The sequence below is a fragment of the Exiguobacterium flavidum genome (assembly GCF_003344535.1).
GTDB classification, from domain to species: Bacteria; Bacillota; Bacilli; order Exiguobacteriales; family Exiguobacteriaceae; genus Exiguobacterium_A; species Exiguobacterium_A flavidum.
The window spans coordinates 206,265-228,269 of the sequence record NZ_QPKS01000003.1 but is presented as its reverse complement, the minus strand read 5'-3'; the positions used below and the strand labels follow the sequence as shown (position 1 = coordinate 228,269).

20 protein-coding genes are annotated in these 22,005 nt (G+C 53.3%); 15 read left to right on the top strand and 5 right to left on the bottom strand.

Translation table 11 applies throughout. The features are described 5' to 3' along the window. The first annotated feature begins 10 nt into the window (after positions 1-10). The 5 genes from hemE to mscL all read left to right on the top strand — a co-directional run bounded on the left by hemE (position 11) and on the right by mscL (position 4,803). Entirely contained in the window at positions 11-1,057 is a 1,047-nt protein-coding gene (gene hemE, locus DFG60_RS04390) for a uroporphyrinogen decarboxylase (protein ID WP_114570521.1), read from the top strand. Next, positions 1,054-1,986: a ferrochelatase gene (hemH, locus tag DFG60_RS04385; RefSeq protein ID WP_114570520.1), complete on the top strand. Its 933-nt coding sequence runs from the start codon at positions 1,054-1,056 to the stop codon at positions 1,984-1,986. The genes hemE and hemH overlap by 4 nt, the downstream gene beginning before the upstream one ends. Then, the gene (gene hemG / locus DFG60_RS04380) at positions 1,976-3,373 is read left to right on the top strand and encodes a protoporphyrinogen oxidase (protein ID WP_114570519.1); all 1,398 of its coding nucleotides are present in this window, start codon (positions 1,976-1,978) and stop codon (positions 3,371-3,373) included. The genes hemH and hemG overlap by 11 nt, the downstream gene beginning before the upstream one ends. 144 nt (positions 3,374-3,517) lie before the next feature. Beyond that, complete coding sequence (locus tag DFG60_RS04375) at positions 3,518-4,414, top strand: Cof-type HAD-IIB family hydrolase (protein ID WP_114570518.1); 897 nt, start codon at positions 3,518-3,520, stop codon at positions 4,412-4,414. 14 nt (positions 4,415-4,428) lie between these two features. Then, on the top strand, positions 4,429-4,803 hold the full coding sequence (gene mscL / locus DFG60_RS04370; protein ID WP_114570517.1) for a large-conductance mechanosensitive channel protein MscL: 375 nt from the start codon (positions 4,429-4,431) through the stop codon (positions 4,801-4,803). A gap of 63 nt (positions 4,804-4,866) precedes the next feature. On the opposite strand, the gene DFG60_RS04365 is transcribed toward mscL, so the two are convergent. Then, positions 4,867-6,984 (bottom strand): ATP-dependent helicase, encoded by a 2,118-nt coding sequence (locus tag DFG60_RS04365; RefSeq protein ID WP_114570516.1) that lies wholly within the window; start codon positions 6,982-6,984, stop codon positions 4,867-4,869. 173 nt (positions 6,985-7,157) lie between these two features. Between DFG60_RS04365 and DFG60_RS04360 the strand changes: the two genes are divergently transcribed. Further along, positions 7,158-7,895, top strand: a complete 738-nt coding sequence (locus DFG60_RS04360) for a DUF975 family protein (RefSeq protein WP_232818620.1) — start codon at positions 7,158-7,160, stop codon at positions 7,893-7,895. Positions 7,896-7,921: 26 nt separating this feature from the next. Further along, positions 7,922-8,431, top strand: a complete 510-nt coding sequence (locus DFG60_RS04355) for a GNAT family N-acetyltransferase (protein ID WP_332871678.1) — start codon at positions 7,922-7,924, stop codon at positions 8,429-8,431. A 22-nt stretch (positions 8,432-8,453) separates the two neighbouring features. On the opposite strand, the gene DFG60_RS04350 is transcribed toward DFG60_RS04355, so the two are convergent. The 3 genes from DFG60_RS04350 to DFG60_RS04340 all read right to left on the bottom strand — a co-directional run bounded on the left by DFG60_RS04350 (position 8,454) and on the right by DFG60_RS04340 (position 12,120). Next, positions 8,454-9,914 (bottom strand): glycoside hydrolase family 32 protein, encoded by a 1,461-nt coding sequence (locus tag DFG60_RS04350; RefSeq protein WP_114570514.1) that lies wholly within the window; start codon positions 9,912-9,914, stop codon positions 8,454-8,456. Positions 9,915-9,941: 27 nt separating this feature from the next. Further along, positions 9,942-11,558 (bottom strand): sensor domain-containing diguanylate cyclase, encoded by a 1,617-nt coding sequence (locus tag DFG60_RS04345; protein WP_114570513.1) that lies wholly within the window; start codon positions 11,556-11,558, stop codon positions 9,942-9,944. A 67-nt stretch (positions 11,559-11,625) separates the two neighbouring features. Next, positions 11,626-12,120 carry a GNAT family N-acetyltransferase gene (locus DFG60_RS04340; protein WP_114570512.1) on the bottom strand — a complete coding sequence of 165 codons (495 nt, stop codon included), beginning with the start codon at positions 12,118-12,120 and terminating at the stop codon, positions 11,626-11,628. A gap of 163 nt (positions 12,121-12,283) precedes the next feature. Here DFG60_RS04340 and DFG60_RS04335 point away from each other — a divergent pair, with 163 nt between their 5' ends. From DFG60_RS04335 to DFG60_RS04315, 5 genes are all read left to right on the top strand, one after another. Continuing rightward, positions 12,284-13,606, top strand: coding sequence for an APC family permease (locus DFG60_RS04335; protein WP_232818619.1), 1,323 nt, complete (start codon positions 12,284-12,286; stop codon positions 13,604-13,606). A 156-nt stretch (positions 13,607-13,762) separates the two neighbouring features. Next, complete coding sequence (locus DFG60_RS04330; RefSeq protein ID WP_114570511.1) at positions 13,763-14,680, top strand: ABC transporter ATP-binding protein; 918 nt, start codon at positions 13,763-13,765, stop codon at positions 14,678-14,680. After that, a complete protein-coding gene (locus DFG60_RS04325; protein ID WP_114570510.1) occupies positions 14,658-15,395 on the top strand; it encodes an ABC transporter permease in 738 nt (245 codons plus the stop codon). Before DFG60_RS04330 ends, DFG60_RS04325 begins: the two co-directional genes overlap by 23 nt. A 134-nt stretch (positions 15,396-15,529) precedes the next feature. Further along, on the top strand, positions 15,530-16,723 hold the full coding sequence (locus DFG60_RS04320; RefSeq protein ID WP_114570509.1) for an MFS transporter: 1,194 nt from the start codon (positions 15,530-15,532) through the stop codon (positions 16,721-16,723). A 129-nt stretch (positions 16,724-16,852) separates the two neighbouring features. Then, complete coding sequence (locus DFG60_RS04315) at positions 16,853-17,812, top strand: EAL domain-containing protein (RefSeq protein ID WP_114570508.1); 960 nt, start codon at positions 16,853-16,855, stop codon at positions 17,810-17,812. Positions 17,813-18,069: 257 nt separating this feature from the next. On the opposite strand, the gene DFG60_RS04310 is transcribed toward DFG60_RS04315, so the two are convergent. Continuing rightward, positions 18,070-18,681, bottom strand: coding sequence for a YczE/YyaS/YitT family protein (locus tag DFG60_RS04310; protein ID WP_114570507.1), 612 nt, complete (start codon positions 18,679-18,681; stop codon positions 18,070-18,072). A 163-nt stretch (positions 18,682-18,844) separates the two neighbouring features. Between DFG60_RS04310 and DFG60_RS04305 the strand changes: the two genes are divergently transcribed. The 3 genes from DFG60_RS04305 (at position 18,845) to glpK (ending at position 21,922) form a co-directional block, all read left to right on the top strand. Then, positions 18,845-19,408, top strand: coding sequence for a glycerol-3-phosphate responsive antiterminator (locus DFG60_RS04305; RefSeq protein ID WP_114570506.1), 564 nt, complete (start codon positions 18,845-18,847; stop codon positions 19,406-19,408). A gap of 180 nt (positions 19,409-19,588) precedes the next feature. Then, complete coding sequence (locus DFG60_RS04300; protein WP_114570505.1) at positions 19,589-20,404, top strand: MIP/aquaporin family protein; 816 nt, start codon at positions 19,589-19,591, stop codon at positions 20,402-20,404. 27 nt (positions 20,405-20,431) lie between these two features. Beyond that, positions 20,432-21,922, top strand: coding sequence for a glycerol kinase GlpK (glpK, locus tag DFG60_RS04295; RefSeq protein ID WP_114570504.1), 1,491 nt, complete (start codon positions 20,432-20,434; stop codon positions 21,920-21,922). The last annotated feature ends 83 nt before the right edge of the window (positions 21,923-22,005 follow it).

Genomic DNA, 22,005 nt, shown 5'->3' with positions numbered 1-22,005 from the left:
GGGTAGTTTCATGATGAATAAATTCAATGATACGTTCTTGCGGGCGATCCGCGGCGAGGAGACGAGCCATGTGCCGGTCTGGTATATGCGTCAAGCTGGGCGTTACCAGGCGGAATATCGCGAAATCAAGAAGACACGGACACTGTTCGAAATCACACACGATTCGGAACTCGGCGCTTATGTGACGGAGCTTCCGGTCAAGCAGCTCGGTGTCGACGCTGCCATCCTCTACAAGGACATCATGACTCCGCTCCCTTCGATGGGTGTCGATGTCGAAATCAAGAGCGGAATCGGTCCGGTCATCGCCAATCCGATTCGGACGATGGAAGATGTCGAGGCGCTGAAACCTTTCAATAAAGAGGACATCCCTTACATCTACGAGACGATCAAGATTCTCCGAGGACGGCTTGAAGTGCCGCTCATCGGATTCTCGGGTGCGCCATTTACGCTCGCGAGCTACATGATCGAGGGCGGCCCGTCAAAAGGTTATCATAAGACGAAGGCTTTGATGTATGGACAGCCGGATGTTTGGCATGCGTTGATGGAGAAGCTCGGTGACATGGTCATCGATTACATCCGTTCACAGGTCGATGCAGGAATCCAGGCGTTCCAGATCTTCGATTCATGGGTAGGGACGACGAGCCGGAAGGATTACGTCCGGTACATCAAACCGACGATGGAGCGAATCTTCACGGAATTGAAGGATACGGGTGTGCCGATGATCATGTTCGGCGTCGGTGCGAGTCATCTCGCTGAAGAGTGGCACAGTCTTCCGCTCGACGTCGTCGGACTCGACTGGCGTCTGTCGATCGACGAGGCGCGTGAGCGCGGCATCACGAAGACGGTCCAGGGCAACCTCGACCCGTCTTATCTGCTCGCACCATGGGATATCCTCGAGGCAAAGGCGAAGGAGATTCTCGACATGGGGATGAAGCAGCCAGGATTCGTCTTCAACCTCGGGCACGGGATCTTCCCGGAAGTCGATCCGGAAGTGCTGAAGCGATTGACTGCATTCATCCATGACTATTCTCGCGAAAAAATGGGGGTAACGAAATGAAGACGATCGGCCTACTAGTAATGGCTTACGGAACACCATATAAACCTGAGGACATCGAGCGTTACTACACGCATATCCGTCACGGACGGGCACCTTCACAGGAAGCACTTCAGGACCTGACGGAACGTTATGAAGCAATCGGTGGCGTCTCGCCGCTTGCGCAAATCACGATCAATCAGGCGGAAGAGCTGAAACGTCAGCTCAATGAGAGATACGCCGGAGAACTCGAGTTCAAACTCTATATCGGTCTGAAGCATATCGAACCGTTCGTCGAGGACGCAGTCGAGCAGATGGCGAAGGACGGCATCACGGAAGCCGTGTCCGTCGTCCTCGCGCCTCATTATTCGACGTTTAGCATCCGTTCTTACAATGGACGTGCGAAGGAAGTCGCAGATAAGCACGGCATCGCGCTCGCTTCGGTCGAATCCTGGTACGCGGAAGAAGCATTCATCGACTGGTGGGGCAAGGCGATCCGCTCGACGTTCGATGCGCTTCCTGTCGCGGAAGACAAGGCGGTCCTCGTCGTCTCTGCGCACAGCTTGCCTGAGAAAATCATCGCAAACGGCGATCCGTATCCGGAGCAGCTCGAAGAGACGGCTCGTCTGATTGCGGAGCGTGCCGGTGTCAAGAACATGGTGACGGGCTGGCAATCTGCTGGTCAGACGCCTGAACCTTGGCTCGGACCGGACGTACAGGACCTGACGCGCGACATTCACGCGAAGGAAGGGTACGAAGCATTCATCTACGTCCCTGTGGGCTTCGTCGCGGATCATCTCGAAGTACTGTTTGACAACGACTATGAATGTAAAGTGGTTTGTGAAGAGATTGGCGTCCATTATGCGCGCCCTGCGATGCCGAATGCAGAGCCGGCATTCATGCGGGCCGTGGCTGACGCAGTCTCGAAGCAGGTCGTCAGCTATGCCAAGTAAGCGACTCGTCATCGTCGGCGGCGGGATCACCGGTCTCGCCGCCGCTTACTATGCAGAGCAGGTACTTCCGCATATGAACATCACTTTGATCGAAGCAGGTGAACGTCTCGGCGGTAAAATCGCTACTTTCCGCGAGGAAGAATTCACGATCGAGCGCGGTCCGGATTCCTACGTTGCGCGCAAACATGTGTTCACGGATTTGATCGAGTCGATCGGACTCGGCGACAAGCTCGTCCGCAACAACACCTCTCAGTCTTACATCCTTGCACCGGACGGCCTCCATCCGATACCGAAAGGAACGGTCATGGGGATTCCGACTGATCTCACTCTGTTTAGTGAGACGGCACTTCTGACGGATGAGGAGAAACAGGAGACGGCTGAGCGTCTGCTCCATCCGGGAGAACTCGAATTCCCGACCGTGGATATTCCGCTCGGAAGCTACCTGCGCCCGCGTGTCGGAGATGCGCTCGTCGAGAAGTTGATCGAGCCGCTCTTGTCCGGCATCTATGCCGGTGACATCGACCGGATGAGCACGTTCGCGACCTATCCGCAATTTCTTGCCGGTGAACAGAAGACGGGATCCTTGTTCGAAGGGATGCGCCTGATGCGCCCCGAGAGCAGAATGGGTGCGGTCGGCGGTGAGAAATCGGGACAGTTCCTGTCGCTTACGACCGGGCTTGAATCCGTCATCGAACGGCTCGAGGAAGTACTCGAAAGGACAGAAATCCGACTCGAGACGCCGCTGCTCGAAATCCGGGAGGAGGACGGTCGATATCGGCTGAAGACGGATCATGGACCTGAATACGCTGACGTCGTCCTCCTGACGGTGCCGCATCAGCAAGTTTGCTCACTCCTGCCGGGTGCTGATCTTTCGATTCTTGAAGAATTGCATGCCCACTCGACAGCGACGGTGACGCTGATTTGCGAAAAGGGGACTGAGGCGCTTCCGTTCGAAGGGACGGGGTTCGTCGTCAATCGTCACGCGCCATATACGATCACGGCATGTACGGTGATTGATCAAAAGTGGAGCCACTCAGCTCCGGAAGACTATTTCGTGCTTCGTGCCTTCGTAGGTCGCCCTGGCGAGGACGTCCTCGTCGGTGCGACGGACGAAGAACTCGTCCGAATCGTGACGCGTGATCTGGAGTCGATCTACGGCATGGAACTGAAGCCTGAACGGACGGTCGTCAGTCGTCTGTTCGACGGCCTTCCCGCCTACACGGTCGGGCACGCTGAACGGATGAAGCTAGTAAGGGAGAACGTCGCCAAGGCGTATCCGCACGTCTATCTGGCCGGTCTTGCCTACGATGGTGTCGGGATCCCGGATTGTGTACTCGGGGCAAGGTCGATCATCGAACAAATCGAACAACTTCATATCACTTGTTGAGATAATGTGCTGAAGAAGGACCTGTTTCCCGTATCATTCGGGGAGCAGGTCCTTTGGCGTATCGTCGGATCGACAGGCTTTCTTTGGAGAGTCTATCTGCGGTCATGGTATATTAGCAGGGAATAGAAAAGGAGAGTGATTGTCATGGCAAACATCAAACTACTCGTTTCAGACATGGATGGTACGATTCTCTCGAGCAAACAGGAAATCGCGCCGGAGGCCGTCGAAGCAATCCGCTACGCGAAGGAGCGTGGCGTCGAGTTTGCGATCGCGACCGGACGCAATTATGTGAACGCCAAGGAACTGCTCGAGAAGGCGGGGCTCGACTGTCCGGTCGTCGCTTCTAATGGTGCGCGCGTACTGACGCGAGAAGGCAAGGAGTTAAGTAAGACGACGCTGACGAAGGGACAGGCAGAACAAATCTATCAGATCATCTCCCAGTACGAAGTCTTCTTCGAGATGTTTTGCGACTATGGCCTCGTCTCGGCCCAGGGCGCGACGATCGATGCCGCCTATGAATCGCTGCGCGAGATGAGCAAGCAAAGCGAGCGGGCGAAGAACGTCTTTGACTTCTTCCACAATCGTTATTACGTCAATGAGGACGTCAAGCTGATCGACGGATTCCGCTCGTTCATTCATCAGGACGCAGGCGATATCTATAAATACATCTCGTTCTCTTTACATGATCAATTGATGCAGCATATATGGCGCGAAGTCGAAGAACAAGTCGAAGGCGTATATGTAACATCGAGCGGTCATGACAACATCGAGGTGATGGCGATCGGCGCAGATAAAGGCGCAGGAGTCACGATACTCGCGGAGCATCTCGGACTCTCACTCGAAGAAGTCGCCGTTATCGGTGACAATTTGAATGATACACCGATGTTCGAGGTGGCTGGTGTAGCAATCGCAATGGATAACGGTCATGCGGACGCTAAGGAAATCGCGCACTACGTCACGAAGACGAATGACGATCATGGGGTGGCACACGCGATCCGGATGCTGGCCGATCAAAAATGGACGAATAACCGCAAAAAATGATTGGAGTGTAGGCAATGTTCAAGGAGTTCAAGGAGTTCGCCTTCCGGGGAAACGTCGTCGATCTAGCGATCGGGGTCATCCTCGGGGCAGCGTTCAGTTCAATCATCAAATCGCTTGTCGACAACGTGTTCATGCCGTTGATCGGTATCCTCATCGGAGGGATCGACGTCAAAGGGCTGACAGCTAAAGTCGGGGAGGTCGATCTTCAGTACGGCATGTTCCTGCAGGCAGTGATCGAGTTTCTGCTGATTGCTTTCGTGCTGTTCCTGTTCGTCAAGGCGATCAACATCTTCCGGCGCAAAGAGGAAGAGAAGACAGAGCCTACTGCGCCGACGACTGAGGAAAAGCTTCTCACTGAAATTCGCGACTTGCTCGCACGCAAAGACTGAACGATTCATTCATCACATGAAAAGCTCGCCTCCGGCAAAAGGGGCGAGCTTTTCATGTGAGCTTCAAGTTTTTGGACGAAGGACATCGTTCTCGATACAGGCCTCGACGGAGAACATCTTTTCTACGCCGTCGTCGAACTGCAGGCGGACCACGTCTCCTGAGAGCTCGGACACGACACCTGGGCCGAACAAGCGATGGGTGAGCTCAAGACCGACAGTCAGCTCGAAAGGTGAGTCAGGCTTAGGTTGTTCCGTTCTCGTCCCCGGATACATCCGGTTAAGTATGCGTTTGATGTCGAGCAGGAAGAGGGACTCTGTCGTCTTCGCTCCGCCCTTCTGACGATAGGAGAGCAGATGGAGCTTTCTTCTGGCCCGTGTCATTCCCACATAGAATAAACGGACAGCCTCCTCCATGCCCTCGCCTTTTTGGCTGATATTATCATCCGACGGAAGTACGCCGTTGACCAGGTCGACCATATAGACACTGTCGAACTCGAGACCTTTGGAACTGTGCAGAGTCGAAAGGGTCAAGTGGTCCTGGTTGAAACGCGACTTCTTGACAAGGGACTCGAGGTGGAGAATCCGTTCTTCGAATGCAGAGACGGTATCGACACCTGCGGCGACGGTTTCGATCTGATCCAGAAGGTCGCGGAGGTTCTCGAAGTTGAAACCGAGGCTGTCGCTCATTTTCTTGATCGTCTTCTCGTAATCGAGTTCGGTTCGGATGACGCGAATCATCTGTTGCGGGGGTAGCGTTCGAATCGACCGGAAGCTCGCGCGTGCTGCCCGCAGTACTTTCTTCTGATAGAATTTCAGATCGAGCTCGAGCAGGCGGTCGATGACATCCCGTGTCGGGTCGGCTGAAATCATCGCCAGCTGGCGTTTCGAGATATATCCGGTGAACTTCGTATGGATCCGCTCGAGCAGCCCCTCGTTCGTCGGCTCCTCCGCGAAACGCATGAAATTGATGATATCCTTGAGCACCCAGTGACTGAAGAACCGGTGATCCATGTCACGCATGTAGAACGGGATTCCTGCCAGGTCGAGTGCATTGATGAACGGGATCGAGGAGGCATTGTTCCGGTAAAGGATAGCAGTCTCCTTCAAATCAGGCTCTTTCTTCAGTGAATCGATGACGAAATCGATTTGGCTCGCATGTGTCGGACATGACCGGATCAATGGCGGCTGATCGGAAGGATTCGACGTGTACATGTTCTTCTTATAGCGATTTTTGTTGCGCCCGACGAAGATGTTCGCGACCTCGACGATTTCCTTGGACGACCGGTAGTTCTCTTCCATGTACAAGAGTTTCGCATCCGGGTAGGTCTCCTTGAAGTGAAGGATCTTGTTGATCTCAGCCCCGCGCCAGCTGTAAAGCGTCTGGTCATCATCAGCGACGACGCATATGTTGTTGTTCGGCCGGGCGAGTTTCTCGATCAGCTCGTGCTGGATGAGCGAACTGTCCTGACTCTCGTCGGTCAGGATGTATGAAAACTGCCGCTGGTAGTTTGAGAGCAGGCCGGCGTCGCTGTCGAGCAGCATGTTCGCGTAGGTCAGCATGTCATCATAGTCCATGAGCGGATGGTTCATGTCGCGAGTTTTCCACGCTTCATAATCCCTGAAGATTTCAGGGAACTTTTTGATGTCTGTTTCAATCGAGGAGACAGCCTCGATTGAAATCATCCTGTTCTTCGAGAAACTAATCAAGCGAGTCAGTTCCTCCATCTGGTCTTCTGTGATTGCTGTCCCTTGATGCTCCTCGAATAAACGCCGGAGCATGGCTTTTTTGTTCAGATGAGGGGAGGAACCGGTGTCCCCTTCGATGACCGTGTAGCCGAGATGGTGTCTCGACGCATAGTCGCGCACCACTTTGAAAGCGAAACTGTGAATCGTCGAAAACGCAGCCATCCCGCCTGTCAAATGACTGAAAGTGGCTTGGAATCGTTCTGCCATCTCGCGGGCAGATGCCTTGCTGAAGGTAAGTCCGAGAATCGTCCGGGGATCAACGCCTTTTTCGATGATCAGATAAGCGACCTTGAACAGAAGTGTCGTCGTCTTCCCGGAACCCGGCGTCGCGAGCAAGAGCAGTGGTCCGTCCGTATGTAGGACGGCTTTGCGCTGAACGTCACTCAGGACCTTGCCCGTTTCCCGGGCCATTCTTTCGAAAAAATCTTGTTCCATATCAATCTCCCTTGATCCTTCTGTCGTGCAGTTTGCTTTGCTTATTCTAGCATATCGCGGCGATGGATGTTCTTTCGATCCTTCGTTGATTTCAGATTAGCTTGCCTCAAGAAAAGGAATAAGGGAAATAGAAGGCAAGCACCGATAGTCCACAACGGAAAGGAGTGAGCACGATGGACCGGAAAGCATTGAAAAGCAGGGCGAAGGAAGGACTGCGCGGCAACTGGTTGTTTGCGATCATCGCCTTCATCATCTATCAAGTCCTGTCAGGGAACGCTCCGAGTTTGTTCAGCTCAAGGGGGGACGGCGATCGTCAAGGACGTCCTGCTGAAGGGATGAATGAGGCTGAGCAATGGTTTGAATCGCTCTCGACCGGCGAAGTCTGGTTGTTTGCTGCAGGCGCGACCCTTATCATGGTGATCATCTTCGCGATTGCATTGTTGTTGTTGCCGATTCATGTCGGGTATGCGAATTTCAATCTCCAGTTGATTCGTGGACATGAGGCGAACCTGAACAGGCTCTTCCGGCCGTTCAAGGAGATGTACGCAAAGGCGTTCGTGACGATGTTTTTGAAATTCCTCTTCATCTTCCTCTGGTCTTTACTCCTGATCATTCCAGGCATCATCAAATGGTTTTCCTATTCTATGACCGAATACCTTTTGAACGATCATCCCGAGCTTTCGAGAACTGAAGCGATCACTGCATCTCGACGGATGATGGATGGACACAAAGGAGAACTCTTCCTGCTTTGGCTGTCCTTCCTCGGTTGGTTCCTGCTCGGGATCGTGACTCTTGGCATCGGCTATCTCTGGATCATGCCGTATTGGTATGCAAGTGTCGCCGCTTTCTATGATCAGCTGAAGGATGGTGCAGCACATGCCGCGCCCGAGCGGTACTATGACACATTCTGACTCAGGTGTTAGAATGAGGAAGGGTAATTAGGAAAGGGCGGAGAAACGACATGTCAGATGTAAAGTTGGCGATGTACGCGAATGAGCACTATGACCAGTGTGACGCGTTCATCCTGCCGGAAGAGCAACTTCAATACAGCGCGTATCCGACACAGGTAGTCTCCGATGCGCTCGAGGATCCGGACAAGTTCCCGGTCGTCATCAAAAATGGCGAGGATGTCGTCGGATTCTTCATCTTGCATAAGAATCCACCGAAGACGCACCGGACCGATGATAAAAGTATTCTGCTTCGTGCCTTTTCGATCGATGCGCGACATCAGAAGCAGGGATATGCCAAGGAAGCGATGTTGCAGCTTCCGGACTTCGTCAGGGCCAACTTCCCGGAGATGACAGCCATCACACTCGCTGTCAACAAGAAGAACATCGCTGCGAAATCGCTCTACTTCAAGACCGGTTTCTTCGATACGCTTCAGTCCGTCTCTGGACCAATCGGAGAACAGCACATTCTGGCCTATGATATGAAGAAAGAGCCGTGACTCATTAAGTCGCGGCTCTTTCTTATAGTTCATAGATGGAAACATTCCCTTCGAATTCTCCCTCGATCTTGAGGGCGGTACTTGTGTGTTTAGGGAAAATCCGAGCCGTCGCGACAGCTTCGCCTAAGTTCGCGAACAATTCGATCGAGGAGGAATCGACGAACAGGCGCAGGTGATGAAGCGGTTCTGATAGGGTGGTCCGCCGCACAGTGCCGAACGACTCCGAAGCGACCTCCTGACCTGAACGTGTCCGGTCAAGAGTCAGGGTGCGTGTAGCCGCATCGTACTTGATGAAGGTTTCTTCTGCCTCGCTGGCACGAACGATGAGGGTCAGACCTTCTTCAAGGGGGACACTCAATGTCAGAACAAGTTCGAAAGTCTCAGCATCTGCGATTTTTGACATACCGGAATGGACGAGTTCGCTGTCGAAAATCGTTTCCTTCCTCAAGGCTTCAAGCTCTACTGCCGGATTTTGAAGAAGTTTACCGCCAATCACCTTCAACTCGCGCGGTAAGGTCAGGGCATTCGCCCAGTTGTAGCGGTCGCTCGGATATGTCGTATCGGGCAACCCGATCCATCCGACGAGCAGACGTCTGCCGTCCGGGGAAAGAGTCGTCTGCGGCGCATAGAAGTCGAAGCCGAAATCCAGTTCTTGGAATGGGCCGTGTCGGAAATCGGTATGCGGAAGGACGATCGGGAGCCCCTGGATGTAACCCGACTGATGGACATTTCGGAATCGGTCGCCGTCAGCAGCAAGCCCCTGCGGACAGAATAGGAGAAACCCTATGCCGTCGAGGACGAAGTAGTCGGGGCACTCCCACATATATCCGAAATCCGGCAAAGTCGTCTTGATTTCCCCGACCATCGTCCACACATATGCGTCCGGCGAACTGAAGAGGACGACACATCCAGTCAGATCGGACCGTTGTGCACCGATGACACAGTACCATACGTCATCTTCCCGCCATACCTTCGGGTCACGGAAATGTTCGGTGTAACCGTCAGGAACATCGGGGATGGCTGGTGGGAGAAATTTCTCGATCCTGCCGTCGCCACGGAGGCGCCCGACGATTTGGCTCGTGTGCCGTTTCCAGTCGGCATCTCTCTTATTTCCTGTATACATGATATACACCTGATCGTCTTTAACGAACCCACTGCCGGAAAAAGCACCGTGTGAATCCGGATCATCGTTCGGGATGAGGGCTGCACCCTCATCGAACCAGTCGACGAGATTTTTCGACGTCAAATGATACCAGTACTTCAGACCGTGGACCGGACCGAGCGGGAACCACTGGTAAAAGAGATGATATGACCCGTCGTGATGAACGAATCCGTTCGGATCGTTCAAGAGGCCGGTCGGAGGTTGGATGTGAAAGCGGAAACGCCATGGCGAATTCCGCACCTCTTCCTTCATCTGGCGGTATGATTCGGGATCGACGTCCGAAAGCGGACGATACCGGGCTTCGCGTGACCATATACTCATTGTCGTACCTCCTTGGTCGTATGTAGCTCAGGAAAACACTTGACGTTTGGCGAAGGTGATGCGATTTTTGCCTGCCGCCTTCGATAGATAGAGAGCTGCATCTGCTTCTCGGATGAGTTTTTCGGGTTGGTCGGGTGGAGTCCAGAAAGCAGCGCCGATGCTGACTCCAATCGTTAAATCCTCTCCGTTGATTCTGTACGGTGCGGACAAGATCTGGATCAGCCGCTCACCGGAACGGTTGAGCTCTTCTTCCGAATCGTGCCGTTCGGCCAGCAAAAGGAATTCATCCCCGCCGAGTCGTGCGACGAAGCAGTCAGATGGAATCTGGTCACGGAGCCGGTCTGCTACTTCTGTTAGAAGAAGGTCGCCGGTGTGGTGTCCGTATCTGTCGTTGACCTGCTTGAAACCGTCAAGGTCAAGATAGAAAATGACGTACGGGACTGTTTTGCCGGATGAAATCTGATCCAAGTGACGAACGAGCGAGGCCCGATTTGCGAGTCCGGTCAGCGGGTCGTGCAGAGCTAGCGATTCAAGTGCATCTCGCTCCGTCTCCGTCCGAGTCAATGAGCGAACGAGAGCGCGCAGTGCCAGTGACAGGATGTTCACTTCATAGATACCGGTATGTCGCGGAATTTCTGTCGAGATTCCTTCGCGAAGCTTGTGTGCCGCCTCCGTCATCTCCTTGAGCGGACGAGTCAACAAGCGCGAAAGCAGCCAGCCGAGGACGGCGGTCAGAACGGATGCCGTAAGACCCGTGACTAGGATGTAGCGTTGCAACTGGTTCGACGAGGCGAACGCCACGGTGGTCGGCTGACGGACGAGAACCTTCCATCCCAGCCCTTCATAGTCGGCGTAACCGTCGGATTTTGCATATCCGGTCAAATATTCCTTCCCGTCCGGCCACGTGACGACTTGCCATCCGGAGGTGGTTTCTGATGACGCAAGATTGAGTGGTTCACCGATCAGATCATCCGGTCCGAGTAGCACGGTATCTTCCCGGGCGCTCAAAATCAAGAAATCGAGATCCTTCATATCGGAGCGGATGGAACTGCGAAAATTCCGCTCCATCTCTTTCGCCCACTCCCAGCTGAGGTGGGTCGCAATGACGCCTTTGAATCGACCGTCGACTTTTAACGGTATACTTATGTCGACGAATTGGAGCGGTTCTCCTGACGGGTTCGGTAGAAGTTTAGCGAGAAGGATCGCATCATGGACGTCACCGATGAAGGAAGTCTCTTGTGCGTTCATGAAGACGGGACGTTCCGCGATGGATGCGCCTTCGAGGATGCCGTCGGTCGCGACGACGACATTGCCTCTCTCGTCCGTTACGCCGATCCAGGAGAAGGTCGGGATCGTCTCTTGAAGGCGATCGATCAATTGGCGGGCAGAGTCCTTCTCTTGCTCATCCTGAAGGGCAGGCAGATTCGCAAGAAGGTCGACTTCCGCTTTCCTCGCCCACATCGAATAGTCCATCTTGTCGGCGAGCTGATATGCGCTCGCTGCGAGGCTCGCACCTGCCTCGTTCTCGATGTCGCGCGTCGAGCGGCTTCCGATCGTGTAGGTGAGGACGAGGGTCAAGATGAAGACGAGTAAGGCGATCGACAGAGCGACGAGTGTACCAAAACGAATTGAAACTTGTTTCATTTAGAAAAACTCCAGTCTAAAAATATGAAGATAACGCCTTCATTTTATCATGATTTTCCATTTTTAATCAGTGTGGATTTGAAAGGTAAGGATCGTTTTCCAGATTCTGAGTCGATGCGTAGACCTGAACGCTATGCCCCTTTGAAGAAGTTCCCGTTCGCTCGAACCGAAAACCGAGCGATTCCCAAAAACGTTTTGCTTTCGAGTTCTGTTCGAGAACAGCGAGACGAATGATTCGTGCGCCGGACAGGTATTCCGATTCAAGGGTCCGGTAAATCCGCTTGCCAATTCCGCGATTCGCAAGGTCGGCGTGGACCATTAGCAGACCAATCCAGAGTGAACCATCTGGGTGCTCGGGCAGGAAGTCGATGACGGAGATTGCCCTTCCGTCCAAGCGGACAAGCAGACTAGTCGTACGGTCGTTGATCAACTCTTCCTGGATCTCATCAACGGGAGGCGGGCCTTCATGGCCTTCGAGAAGGTTGTATTCCGTATTGGAGTGGATGATCGAGACGGCTTCCTTGAGATTCCCGGTGTCGACTGGGATGAATTCGAATAGCATAGGGGTTCTCTCCTTTCAAGTCGTGTTGAATGATGCTTCAGCAGGACAGACGTATGATCTTTCAGAAAAGTCATGTTATTTGGCTGACCCTCATAGTATACTAAAAAAATCTTAGGGGACTCTAAGACTACAGAGAGAGATTTGGAAAGGGGATGCAAGTACAATGGTCAATGAAAAAATGGTGGTTCATGAAACGGAGTTGAAACGCACGATCGGATTCTGGGTCGCGCTGACGCTCGTCATCGGGACGATCATCGGTTCAGGCGTCTTCATCAAACCGGCGAGCGTGCTCGGTTACGCCGGGAACTCCTCGCTCGCCCTGTGGGCATGGCTCTTCGGTGGAATCATGACACTGGCCGCAGGTTTGACGATCGCAGAAATCGGTGCGCAGATCCCGAAGACTGGTGGATTGTTTACGTACATGGAAGAACTGTATGGCCGTATGTGGGGCTTCTTGTCCGGTTGGATGCAGACGCTGATCTATGGTCCGGCGATCGTCGCTACGCTCGGTCTGTTCTTCGGAGCACTCGTCGCGAACTTCTTCCAGCTCGATCAGGGACTCGTCATCTGGATCGGTGTAGCTTCCGTTGTCTTCCTGACGGTCGTCAATATGATTGGGACTGCCTACGGCGGTTTCGTACAGGTCATCACGACGATCTCAAAATTGCTTCCTGTCGCATTCATCATCGTTTTTGGAATCATTCAAGGAGATGCTTCAGTCAGCAACGTGGTCGTACCACAAACGGAAGGTGGGAACTTCGGCGTCGCGGTGCTGGCGACGCTGTTCGCCTATGACGGATGGATTTTGCTCGCGAACATGAGCGGGGAGATCAAGAATCCGCAGAAGAACCTGCCGCGTGCGATGATCATCGGTCTGCTCGTCGTGACGTTCGCCTATTGCTTCGTCAACTTCGCTATCATGAAGGTCATCCCGGCTGAGACGCTCGTCGGTCTCGGAGATACGTCTTCTGCCGAAGCTGCCCGGATTCTCTTCGGCGATATCGGCGGGAAATTGATCAACCTCGGTGTCATCATCTCGATTTTCGGTTGCCTCAACGGAAAAATCATGACGTTTCCGCGTGTGCCATACGCGATGGCAGAGCGGAACATGTTGCCTTTCTCACGCCATTTCCGTTATGTCCATCCGACGCTCAATACACCGATTGGTTCGCTTGGACTCGTGCTTGTACTTTCATTGATCATGATGGCGTTCTTTGATGCTGAATTCCTGTCTGAAATCTGTATCTTCGTCATCTACTGCTTCTACATCTTCACTTTCTACGGGCTTTTCAAGTTGCGTCGGCAGAACAAGGAACGTTCTTACAGTGTGCCGCTCTTCCCGCTCGTCCCGATCATCGCGATCGGCGGTGGCCTGTTCGTCATCGTCAGCAAGATGATCAGCACGCCTGATGAAGCGTTCTATTCGCTTCTGTGTGTCGCGCTTGGACTTCCTGTCTATTACCTGTTGCGCCACAAGATGGACTGATTTAGAGTCTGCTTGCAGTTCGGAGTTCAAAAACACCTCAGTTTATCCATTCCTTGAAAGGAAGGGAGAGACGCTGAGGTGTTTTTTCGTTCGAATTGAAACTTTCATCCATTATTTCCGTATATTAGGTCGGAAAAGAAAAAGGAGGAAAACCCTATGCTTAAAATCGAACGGGTATCGAAACGGCTCGGGAAGGAACAAATCCTGAAGGATGTCAGCTTCGAGGTGTCGCCTGGTGAGGTATTCGGATTCCTCGGTCCGAACGGTGCCGGGAAGACGACGACGATCCGCATCATCACGGGCCTGCTCGAACAGGACTCTGGAACGGTCACGGTGAACGGATATGATGTCGTGGCAGAACGTTCGAAAGCGCTGACCCAAATCGGGGCGATCGTTGAAAACCCCGCTTTTTATCCTTATCTGACGGGCAGACAGAACCTCGTTCACGCGAAGAATCTGATACCTGGCATGGTAGAGCCGGATTATGATGCGCTCGCACGTCTGGTCGGACTTGAAGGGAAACTTGGCAAGAAGGTCGGCGAATATTCTCTCGGGATGAAGCAGCGTCTAGGGATTGCCCGCGCACTGCTTCACGAGCCGAAGGTGCTGATTCTCGACGAGCCGACGAATGGACTGGATCCTGCCGGAATCGCGGAGCTTCGTGAATACTTACGGAGCATGGCGAGCGAACAAGGAATCGCCATTCTGATATCAAGTCATATGCTCAGTGAGATGGAACAGATCAGTGACCGGTATGCAATCATCGATCATGGTGTCATCAAGTCGGTCGAGTCGGTCCGAAACGACGCCGGTGCGCGAATTTCGATTCGTGTCGCGCCGGATGCGGCCGCTGAAGTGCTCGAGATGCTTCTGCGTGCGAACTATCAGGCGCAGACGGTGGCAAACAACATCCTGATCGATGCGCCGGAAGAGTCTTGTCCGGACATCGCAAGACGCGTCACGGCCATTGCGGATCTCTTTGAGCTCGGTATCAAGCGGATGACGCTTGAGGAACAATTCATGCAAGTGACGAAAAAGGAGGGGGAATCACATGCTTTCGCTCATTCAAAATGAATGGATCAAATGGTGGTCGATGAAAAAGTCGAAAATCGTCTTCGGGCTATATATCGTGGTCGCGCTTGCCGTCCTTGCCATCGGGAAATACAATGACCTGTTTGCGCGTGACTCCTATTTCTCGGATACGACCCTCATCTTGAGCGGCTTGCTGGGCATCATCACGATCGTCTTCACGGCGGAATTGATCGGCAATGAGCTGCGATATGACACGATGAAGCACCTGCTGATGAGTCCGTACACACGGATGTCGATCTATTTCGCGAAGTTGTCGTTCGCGATCATCGTGACGCTCCTGCAATTCTTCTTCATCGTCGTGCTCGTCTTCGCTTTGTCGTTCGCGTTCAGTGGTCAGTTCGGGGACCACATCATGCGCGATACGTTGATGCAACTCGTCGGTCCAGTCTTTACGATCATCATGACGCTCTTCTTCTCGCTCCTGTTCCGCTCTGTCGGCATGATCATCGGCTTTACGGTGCTCGCGCAATTCTTCACGTCGATCGTCGGTGGTATCCTGATCGGATTCAAGCCGGAGATCGCGAAATGGATCGTGTTCATGCATCTCGACTGGAGCATGTATTTCGATGACCAGGCAACGTTCATCGCTGACCGGATGGGGACGAATCTGACATTCTCCGCCATCTTCGTCTTTGCCCACATGATCGTTCTACTTGGAGGGTCTTTACTGATTTTCCAGAAAAAATCATACATTTGATTTAATGTAATTATTTTACATCAATAATTTTTTCGTGTTATAGTGGTTGCACCGAAATAATGGAAAGAGGCGAAAGCATGTAACGTTCAATCGGAATCCTGTGAAAATTGAATACTCCTCAGGAGGGAATCCGTATGAAACGTTTTTACATCCTTTTGGTTAGCCAATGGCTGGCGAATGTAGGGGACGTCCTCTACATCATCGCCTTGATCGCCATGTTGTTTGAACAGACGGGGTCCGCACTCGGTGCGGCGAGTTTCCCCGTCGCCGTCACGCTCGGAATGACGCTCAGCGGGTTCTTCTTCGCAAGGGTGGCGCGGACGCTACCGCATCGTCATACGCTGATGGTGACGCAAGTGTTGAAGACGTTGCTGCTTGCAGTAATCATGATGCGAGATATGGGTGAAGCGGCATTGGTTCTCGTCGCCCTCATCGCTTTTCTGGACGGTTTCGCCCGTCCGATCCAAGGGGCGCTCGTACCTGTCCTTCATCCGGATCAGCTTAAAGCGAACAGCCTCGTTCAAGGTTCGAATCAATTGATTCAACTGATCATGTGGCCGCTCGGCGCCATCCTGGTCAGTCTGTTTACGACGGGGCAAGTCCTGCTCATCTCCTTTGCGTTCTTCGGATTGGCTACGTTTGGCACGTATCTCTTCATGAGGGCGATGCGCGACACGAAGGTTCCGGCAGAGGAAGAATCCGCTCATCTGACGCTTCGTTCGAGTATATCGTATGTGAAGAGGGATGCCATGGCACGTTCGAGCAGTCTGCTCGTCGGTGCTGATGCGTTCGCCGGAACGGTGTGGATCTCCGCGCTCTTTCTTTTGTATATCGAGTTCCATCTGGAGGCGGACAAATATTGGTGGGGAATTTTGAACGCTGTTTACATGCTGAGCATGATCCTTTCGAGCGTCTATCTGTTCCGTAAAGGGACGAAGAGAAGTTTTCTTGTCTTGAGTGCCGTCTGCTCGGTTGCCGCGGCTCTTTTGTTCGGGTGGGCGCCACATGTGCTGCTTGCCCTCGTTGCGTGCGGCATCCAAGGTGCTGCCAGTCAGGTGCGTGTCATTCAAACGAACACGCTACTCCAGGAAAAGCTGCCGAACGAGAAGTTGCCTTACGTCTACAGTATTCAGCAGACCTCATATACGCTTGCTTTCTGTCTAGGGAGTCTCACCTTCGGACTGCTTGCCGACCATCTTGCCATCGAATTGGTCTACATGATCGGCGGAGGCGCAGGACTTGCGATCGTATGGTATGCTGCGAAGCTTCACCGGTTGGCACAGATGCATCAGAATGAAGAAAATCATGTAATGGAGCACGCGTTGTAAAGAAGGAGGGGGAAATCCCTTCTTTTCTTTTGTCTTAAAAAAAGGAAATCACGTCATCAAGAAGTTAAGATAGTAAAGAAATGACAGGAGCATTCCCAATGGGGGCACTGAAGGAAAGGAATGATCAGCATGTGGCATCCATGCGCGGACTGCGGCATCGCCCCTCCAATGCTTGAGAAGGGCTTTTTACTGACGAAAGAGGGAGAGACATTTTCGTATGACTCTCTATATACGCTCGAAGGAATACTTGAACGATTGTCCGAGCGGGAAGGATGCGAAGTCGCATGTGTGGCTTCAACGGATCGACGGTACGTGCAGTTCACCGGTGTCCGGTCGTTTCACGAGCGGCTGAAGAACCGGGATGTGGTCGAATTCATCCAACGCGGTGAGATGATCAGCTTCCTTCAACCGATTTTGACACTTGAGGATGTAACTCCTTTTGGATATGAAGCGTTGCTCCGGGCAGGGGAAGGGGCAAAGACGTTCTCCCCGGGGGAGCTGTTCTCGGTGGCTTCCAAAACAGGCTTCCACTCGAGGCTCGATCAGCGGGCGCGTGAGGAAGCGATCCGGGCGACGCATCTATACGTACCGGAGGGGCAAAAAACATTCATCAACTTCCTTCCGTCGACGATCTATAATCCGGACTTTTGCCTGAAGCATACTTTCGAGACGATCGAGCGATACGGGGTCGATCCAAACAACCTCGTCTTCGAAGTCGTCGAGACGGAGCGAATCGAGGACGTCGATCACTTGAAACGGGTACTTGCCCAGTACAAGCAGGAAGGCATCAAAGTCGCACTCGACGACGTCGGGGCAGGCTTCTCGACGCTCGAGATGCTACAGATGCTGCAGCCTGATTTCGTCAAGATCGATCGGTCTTATATCGACCGCTGCGACGAGTCGGAAGAGAAGGAACGTTTCCTGCGGCAGGCACACAGCCTGACGACTTCGATGGGAATCAAGAGTCTCGCGGAAGGGATCGAGCGACAAGAGGAGTACGAACTTTGCCGAGAAATCGGATTCGATTATGGTCAAGGGTATCTGTTCGGGAAGCCGAGAGCCGGAAAAGAACTTCTTGTCATCAATTAAGCAAAGAGGATGACTCAAAAATCGATCGGTAAACGAAAAACGGGAGTGGATTCGAATCCACTCCCGTTTTCTCGTTCAGTCGACATCACTCGTCCCACTCGACTCCTGCAGGAAAAAGCGCGATATATCGCGCTGTCAGAGACAGACAAGACCCGGATTTCCTTTTCGCTTCGGAAAGGGATCTAGCTGCTTGTGTCTCGCCTGAGGAAAGCGAGTGAAGGACGAGTGATGACTTTTGAGTCACCCTCTTTGTCGTTTCAGCGGATCACGAACAAGCGCTGGAATTGCTCGATCAGCAGACCGTTGAAAAAAAGAAAGACGAACGTGCCGAAGCCGATTCCGAGCAGCTGCTGCTCAAGCAACGACAGTACGGCCGCCATCGAGAACGGGATCGCAAGGCTGATCGTCGCGCCGCGCGACGTGCTCTTGACGCGTGTGATCAATGTCTTCATGAAATAATCCGGCGGCATGAGCACGTAACCGATCTGAAGATAGAGTGAGATACCGAGTGAAATCAGAGGCATCCCGATGACCATGTAGAGCATCCGTTCCGGAAGCGTACTTGGAAGGAAAATCTGTGACTGGATGGACAGGAAGAAATCGATTGCTGTCCCGAACAGGACGACGAGCGAGAAGCTCGCGACGACTGTCCACCAGCTGAAACGTCCGCCAAGCAAGACGGTCGCGAGAAGAGCAATCGAGTGAAGGGCGACGATCGCAAGCCCGACGGTCAGGGGAGAGATGTGTGCGAGGGCTTCGCTCGCCGAAGTCCATGGAGCGCTGCCGATATGAGCTGCGATCATGAAGCTGTTGCCGAGAGCATTGAGCAGGATGGCGAATAAGTACAGAAAAAGTCGTTTCGGCTGCATAGGATGGGACGAGTCTCGTCAAAAAAAGAAGATGGCTCGCTTGACACCTCTCTTTCAACAATGGATGTACCCATCGTAGCGCTATTCCTGCAAAAATGCAGAGATTTGGATTGCGCGCAAAGGAAGGAGAAGCGATACTAAGACGAGAACAGGAGGGATTCGCGTGACATATTTTGGTCAAAAGATACTGCCCTCGGTCCGAAGAATCGAGGATTTCGAAAAGATGCTCAAGAGCCCGTACGAATACGGGGTGTTGCTCGAGATGCATGTCTCCCGCTTGAAATCGATCTATGAACTCGCTCATCGGTATGACAAGAAGATGTTCCTCCATATGGATCTCGTACAAGGATTGAAGAACGACGAGTACGCGACGGAGTATGTCTGTCAGGAGATGAAACCGTATGGCGTCATCTCGACGAAGGCGAGTGTCATCCTGAAGGCGAGGCAGAAGAAGGTCAAGACGATGCAACGGATTTTTCTGCTCGATTCGAGTTCGCTTGAAAAGAGCTATCACCTCATCGAGCGCACACAGCCTGACTACATCGAGGTGCTGCCCGGCCTGATGCCGAAGTATATCGAGGAGGTCAAGGCGAAGACGGGGCGCCTTGTCTTCGCGGGAGGTCTGATCGAGACGGTCGAGGAGGTCGACCAAGCGATTGCCGCCGGTGCATCGAGCATCACGACATCGAACAAGATGCTTTGGAAACACTTTGAGCCGAAATCGTGAAAACTGCCCGGGAAAAAATCACTCGATTCGTTGACAGCGTTTTCATATGTTGCTATAGTAGTCGATAAGTTGATACGAAGTGACGGAGAATTCGGAGATTCACGCTTTGCTTTCCTAATAAGGGGAGGGGCGTGGGTCTCTTTTTTTGTGACTTCTTTCACGAAAAAGGGGGAATACATAATGACACCGTTTTTAGCGGAACTAGTCGGGACGGCGATGCTCGTCGCCCTTGGCACGGGCGTAGGGGCCGGCGTCTCGCTCCGGAAATCATATGCGAAGGATGCCGGATGGATCGTCATCACGTTCGCATGGGGATTCGCGGTCGCATTCGCAGTGTACGCGGTCGGACAATATAGCGGGGCGCACTTGAATCCGGCCGTGACGCTTGGACTGGCATTCACCGGGTCCTTCGCATGGCAGGACGTACCGGGTTACATGCTTGCACAGTTGCTCGGCGGTATCATCGGTGCGACGATCGTCTACCTTCATTATTTGCCACATTGGGCAGAGACGGAAGACGCAGGTGTGAAGCTCGGCGTATTCGCCACGAGTCCAGCAATTCCGCACACGTTCGCGAATATCTTGAGCGAGATGATCGCGACGTTTCTGCTCGTGATCGGTCTGCTGTCAATCGGAGCGAACACGTTCAGTGACGGATTGAATCCGCTGATCGTCGGCTTCCTGATCGTCAGCCTCGGCATGTCATTCGGTGGGACGACGGGTTACGCGATGAACCCGGCCCGTGATCTCGGGCCGCGGATCGCCCACTTCATCTTGCCGATCGCAGGAAAGGGCAGTTCGAACTTCCGCTACGCACTGGTGCCGATCATCGGTCCATTGCTTGGGGGGAGTCTCGGCGGATTGTTGTATAATGCAGTGTTCTTGGGTAAAGTCTCACCGATGCTGTATGTCGCATGTGCCGTCGCGGCGCTCGTGCTTGCAGCGAGTTACCGATTCGGCGTGCGGCCGGGAAAAATGGAGCGAAAAGCAGCTTAATTGATTTGAAAAGGATGGGGTAGACAGATGGAAAAGTACATTTTATCACTTGATCAGGGAACGACGAGCTCACGTGCGATGCTGTTCGATAAACAAGGTAACGTCGTTCAAAAGGCACAGCGTGAATTCAAACAGTACTTCCCAAAGGCAGGGTGGGTCGAACATGATGCGAATGAAATCTGGGGAAGCATCCTCGCCGTCATGGCTGCTTGTTTGACGGAAGCGAACGTCAAGGCCGAGCAGGTCGAAGCGATCGGAATCACGAACCAGCGTGAGACGACGGTCATCTGGGACAAGGAAACCGGGCACCCGGTCTATCATGCGGTCGTCTGGCAATCCCGCCAGACAGCGGATATCTGCGAAGAGCTGAAGAAGGCAGGGCACGAGCAGACGTTCCGAGACAAGACAGGGCTTCTCGTCGACGCCTATTTCTCCGGTACGAAGGTCAAGTGGATCCTCGATAACGTCGAAGGAGTACGGGAACGTGCCGAGAAGGGGGAGCTCCTGTTCGGGACGATCGACACATGGCTGATTTGGAAGCTCTCAGGCGGTAAGGCACATGTGACGGATTATTCGAACGCGAGCCGGACGCTCCTCTTCAACATCCATGACTTGAAGTGGGATGAAGAACTGCTCGAGATCCTCGATATTCCGAAGTCGATGTTGCCCGAAGTGCGTCCTTCGTCTGAAGTGTACGGCAAGACGATCGGCTATCACTTCTTCGGGCACGAGGTTCCGATCGCGGGAGCAGCGGGAGACCAGCAGGCGGCACTCTTCGGTCAAGCCTGCTTCGAGGAAGGGATGGCGAAGAACACGTATGGGACGGGCTGCTTCATGCTCCTAAACACGGGGGAGAAGGCTGTCGCGTCGGAACATGGTCTGCTGACGACGATTGCCTGGGGTGTCGACGGAAAGGTCGAGTATGCCCTTGAAGGCTCGATTTTCATCGCCGGCGCTGCCATTCAGTGGCTTCGTGACGGTCTGCGGATGATCAAGAACGCAGAGGAGACGGAAGGATATGCGACACGCGTGACCTCTTCTGATGGAGTCTACGTCGTACCGGCATTCGTCGGGCTCGGCACACCTTACTGGGATAGCGACGTTCGCGGGGCTGTGTTCGGATTGACGCGCGGCACGCAAAAAGAGCACTTCATCCGGGCGACGCTCGAATCACTTGCCTATCAAGCGCGTGACGTCCTGACAGCGATGGAACAGGATTCCGGTCTCGATATCTCGAAAATCCGTGTCGACGGCGGCGTCGTCCACAACAATTTCCTGATGCAGTTCCAGAGCGACATGCTCGAGACACCGATCGAACGTCCGCGCATCAATGAGACGACGGCCCTCGGTGCCGCCTATCTCGCGGGTCTCGCGACCGGGTTCTGGAAGGACAAGGCGGATATCGCGAGTCAGTGGCAGATGGACCATCGTTTCGAACCGAAGATGGACGAAAAAGAACGCGATGCTTTATATGCAGGCTGGAACAAGGCGGTTCAAGCGGCAATGTTGTTCAAATGATGTGACACATGTTATACTGAACACAAGTTAATCAAACCGGTCGGAGAATACGGAGAGACCACAACACGCGTTGGCGATTGCCA

What these genes read in the sequence shown, in the direction of transcription:
- hemE (WP_114570521.1), top strand. Translation starts at nt 11, where the DNA reads ATGATGAATAAATTCAATGATACGTTCTTGCGGGCGATCCGCGGCGAG.
- hemH (WP_114570520.1), top strand. Translation starts at nt 1,054, where the DNA reads ATGAAGACGATCGGCCTACTAGTAATGGCTTACGGAACACCATATAAA.
- hemG (WP_114570519.1), top strand. Translation starts at nt 1,976, where the DNA reads ATGCCAAGTAAGCGACTCGTCATCGTCGGCGGCGGGATCACCGGTCTC.
- DFG60_RS04375 (WP_114570518.1), top strand. Translation starts at nt 3,518, where the DNA reads ATGGCAAACATCAAACTACTCGTTTCAGACATGGATGGTACGATTCTC.
- mscL (WP_114570517.1), top strand. Translation starts at nt 4,429, where the DNA reads ATGTTCAAGGAGTTCAAGGAGTTCGCCTTCCGGGGAAACGTCGTCGAT.
- DFG60_RS04365 (WP_114570516.1), bottom strand. Translation starts at nt 6,984, where the DNA reads ATGGAACAAGATTTTTTCGAAAGAATGGCCCGGGAAACGGGCAAGGTC.
- DFG60_RS04360 (WP_232818620.1), top strand. Translation starts at nt 7,158, where the DNA reads ATGGACCGGAAAGCATTGAAAAGCAGGGCGAAGGAAGGACTGCGCGGC.
- DFG60_RS04350 (WP_114570514.1), bottom strand. Translation starts at nt 9,914, where the DNA reads ATGAGTATATGGTCACGCGAAGCCCGGTATCGTCCGCTTTCGGACGTC.
- DFG60_RS04345 (WP_114570513.1), bottom strand. Translation starts at nt 11,558, where the DNA reads ATGAAACAAGTTTCAATTCGTTTTGGTACACTCGTCGCTCTGTCGATC.
- DFG60_RS04340 (WP_114570512.1), bottom strand. Translation starts at nt 12,120, where the DNA reads ATGCTATTCGAATTCATCCCAGTCGACACCGGGAATCTCAAGGAAGCC.
- DFG60_RS04335 (WP_232818619.1), top strand. Translation starts at nt 12,284, where the DNA reads ATGGTCAATGAAAAAATGGTGGTTCATGAAACGGAGTTGAAACGCACG.
- DFG60_RS04330 (WP_114570511.1), top strand. Translation starts at nt 13,763, where the DNA reads ATGCTTAAAATCGAACGGGTATCGAAACGGCTCGGGAAGGAACAAATC.
- DFG60_RS04325 (WP_114570510.1), top strand. Translation starts at nt 14,658, where the DNA reads ATGCTTTCGCTCATTCAAAATGAATGGATCAAATGGTGGTCGATGAAA.
- DFG60_RS04320 (WP_114570509.1), top strand. Translation starts at nt 15,530, where the DNA reads ATGAAACGTTTTTACATCCTTTTGGTTAGCCAATGGCTGGCGAATGTA.
- DFG60_RS04315 (WP_114570508.1), top strand. Translation starts at nt 16,853, where the DNA reads ATGTGGCATCCATGCGCGGACTGCGGCATCGCCCCTCCAATGCTTGAG.
- DFG60_RS04310 (WP_114570507.1), bottom strand. Translation starts at nt 18,681, where the DNA reads ATGCAGCCGAAACGACTTTTTCTGTACTTATTCGCCATCCTGCTCAAT.
- DFG60_RS04300 (WP_114570505.1), top strand. Translation starts at nt 19,589, where the DNA reads ATGACACCGTTTTTAGCGGAACTAGTCGGGACGGCGATGCTCGTCGCC.
- glpK (WP_114570504.1), top strand. Translation starts at nt 20,432, where the DNA reads ATGGAAAAGTACATTTTATCACTTGATCAGGGAACGACGAGCTCACGT.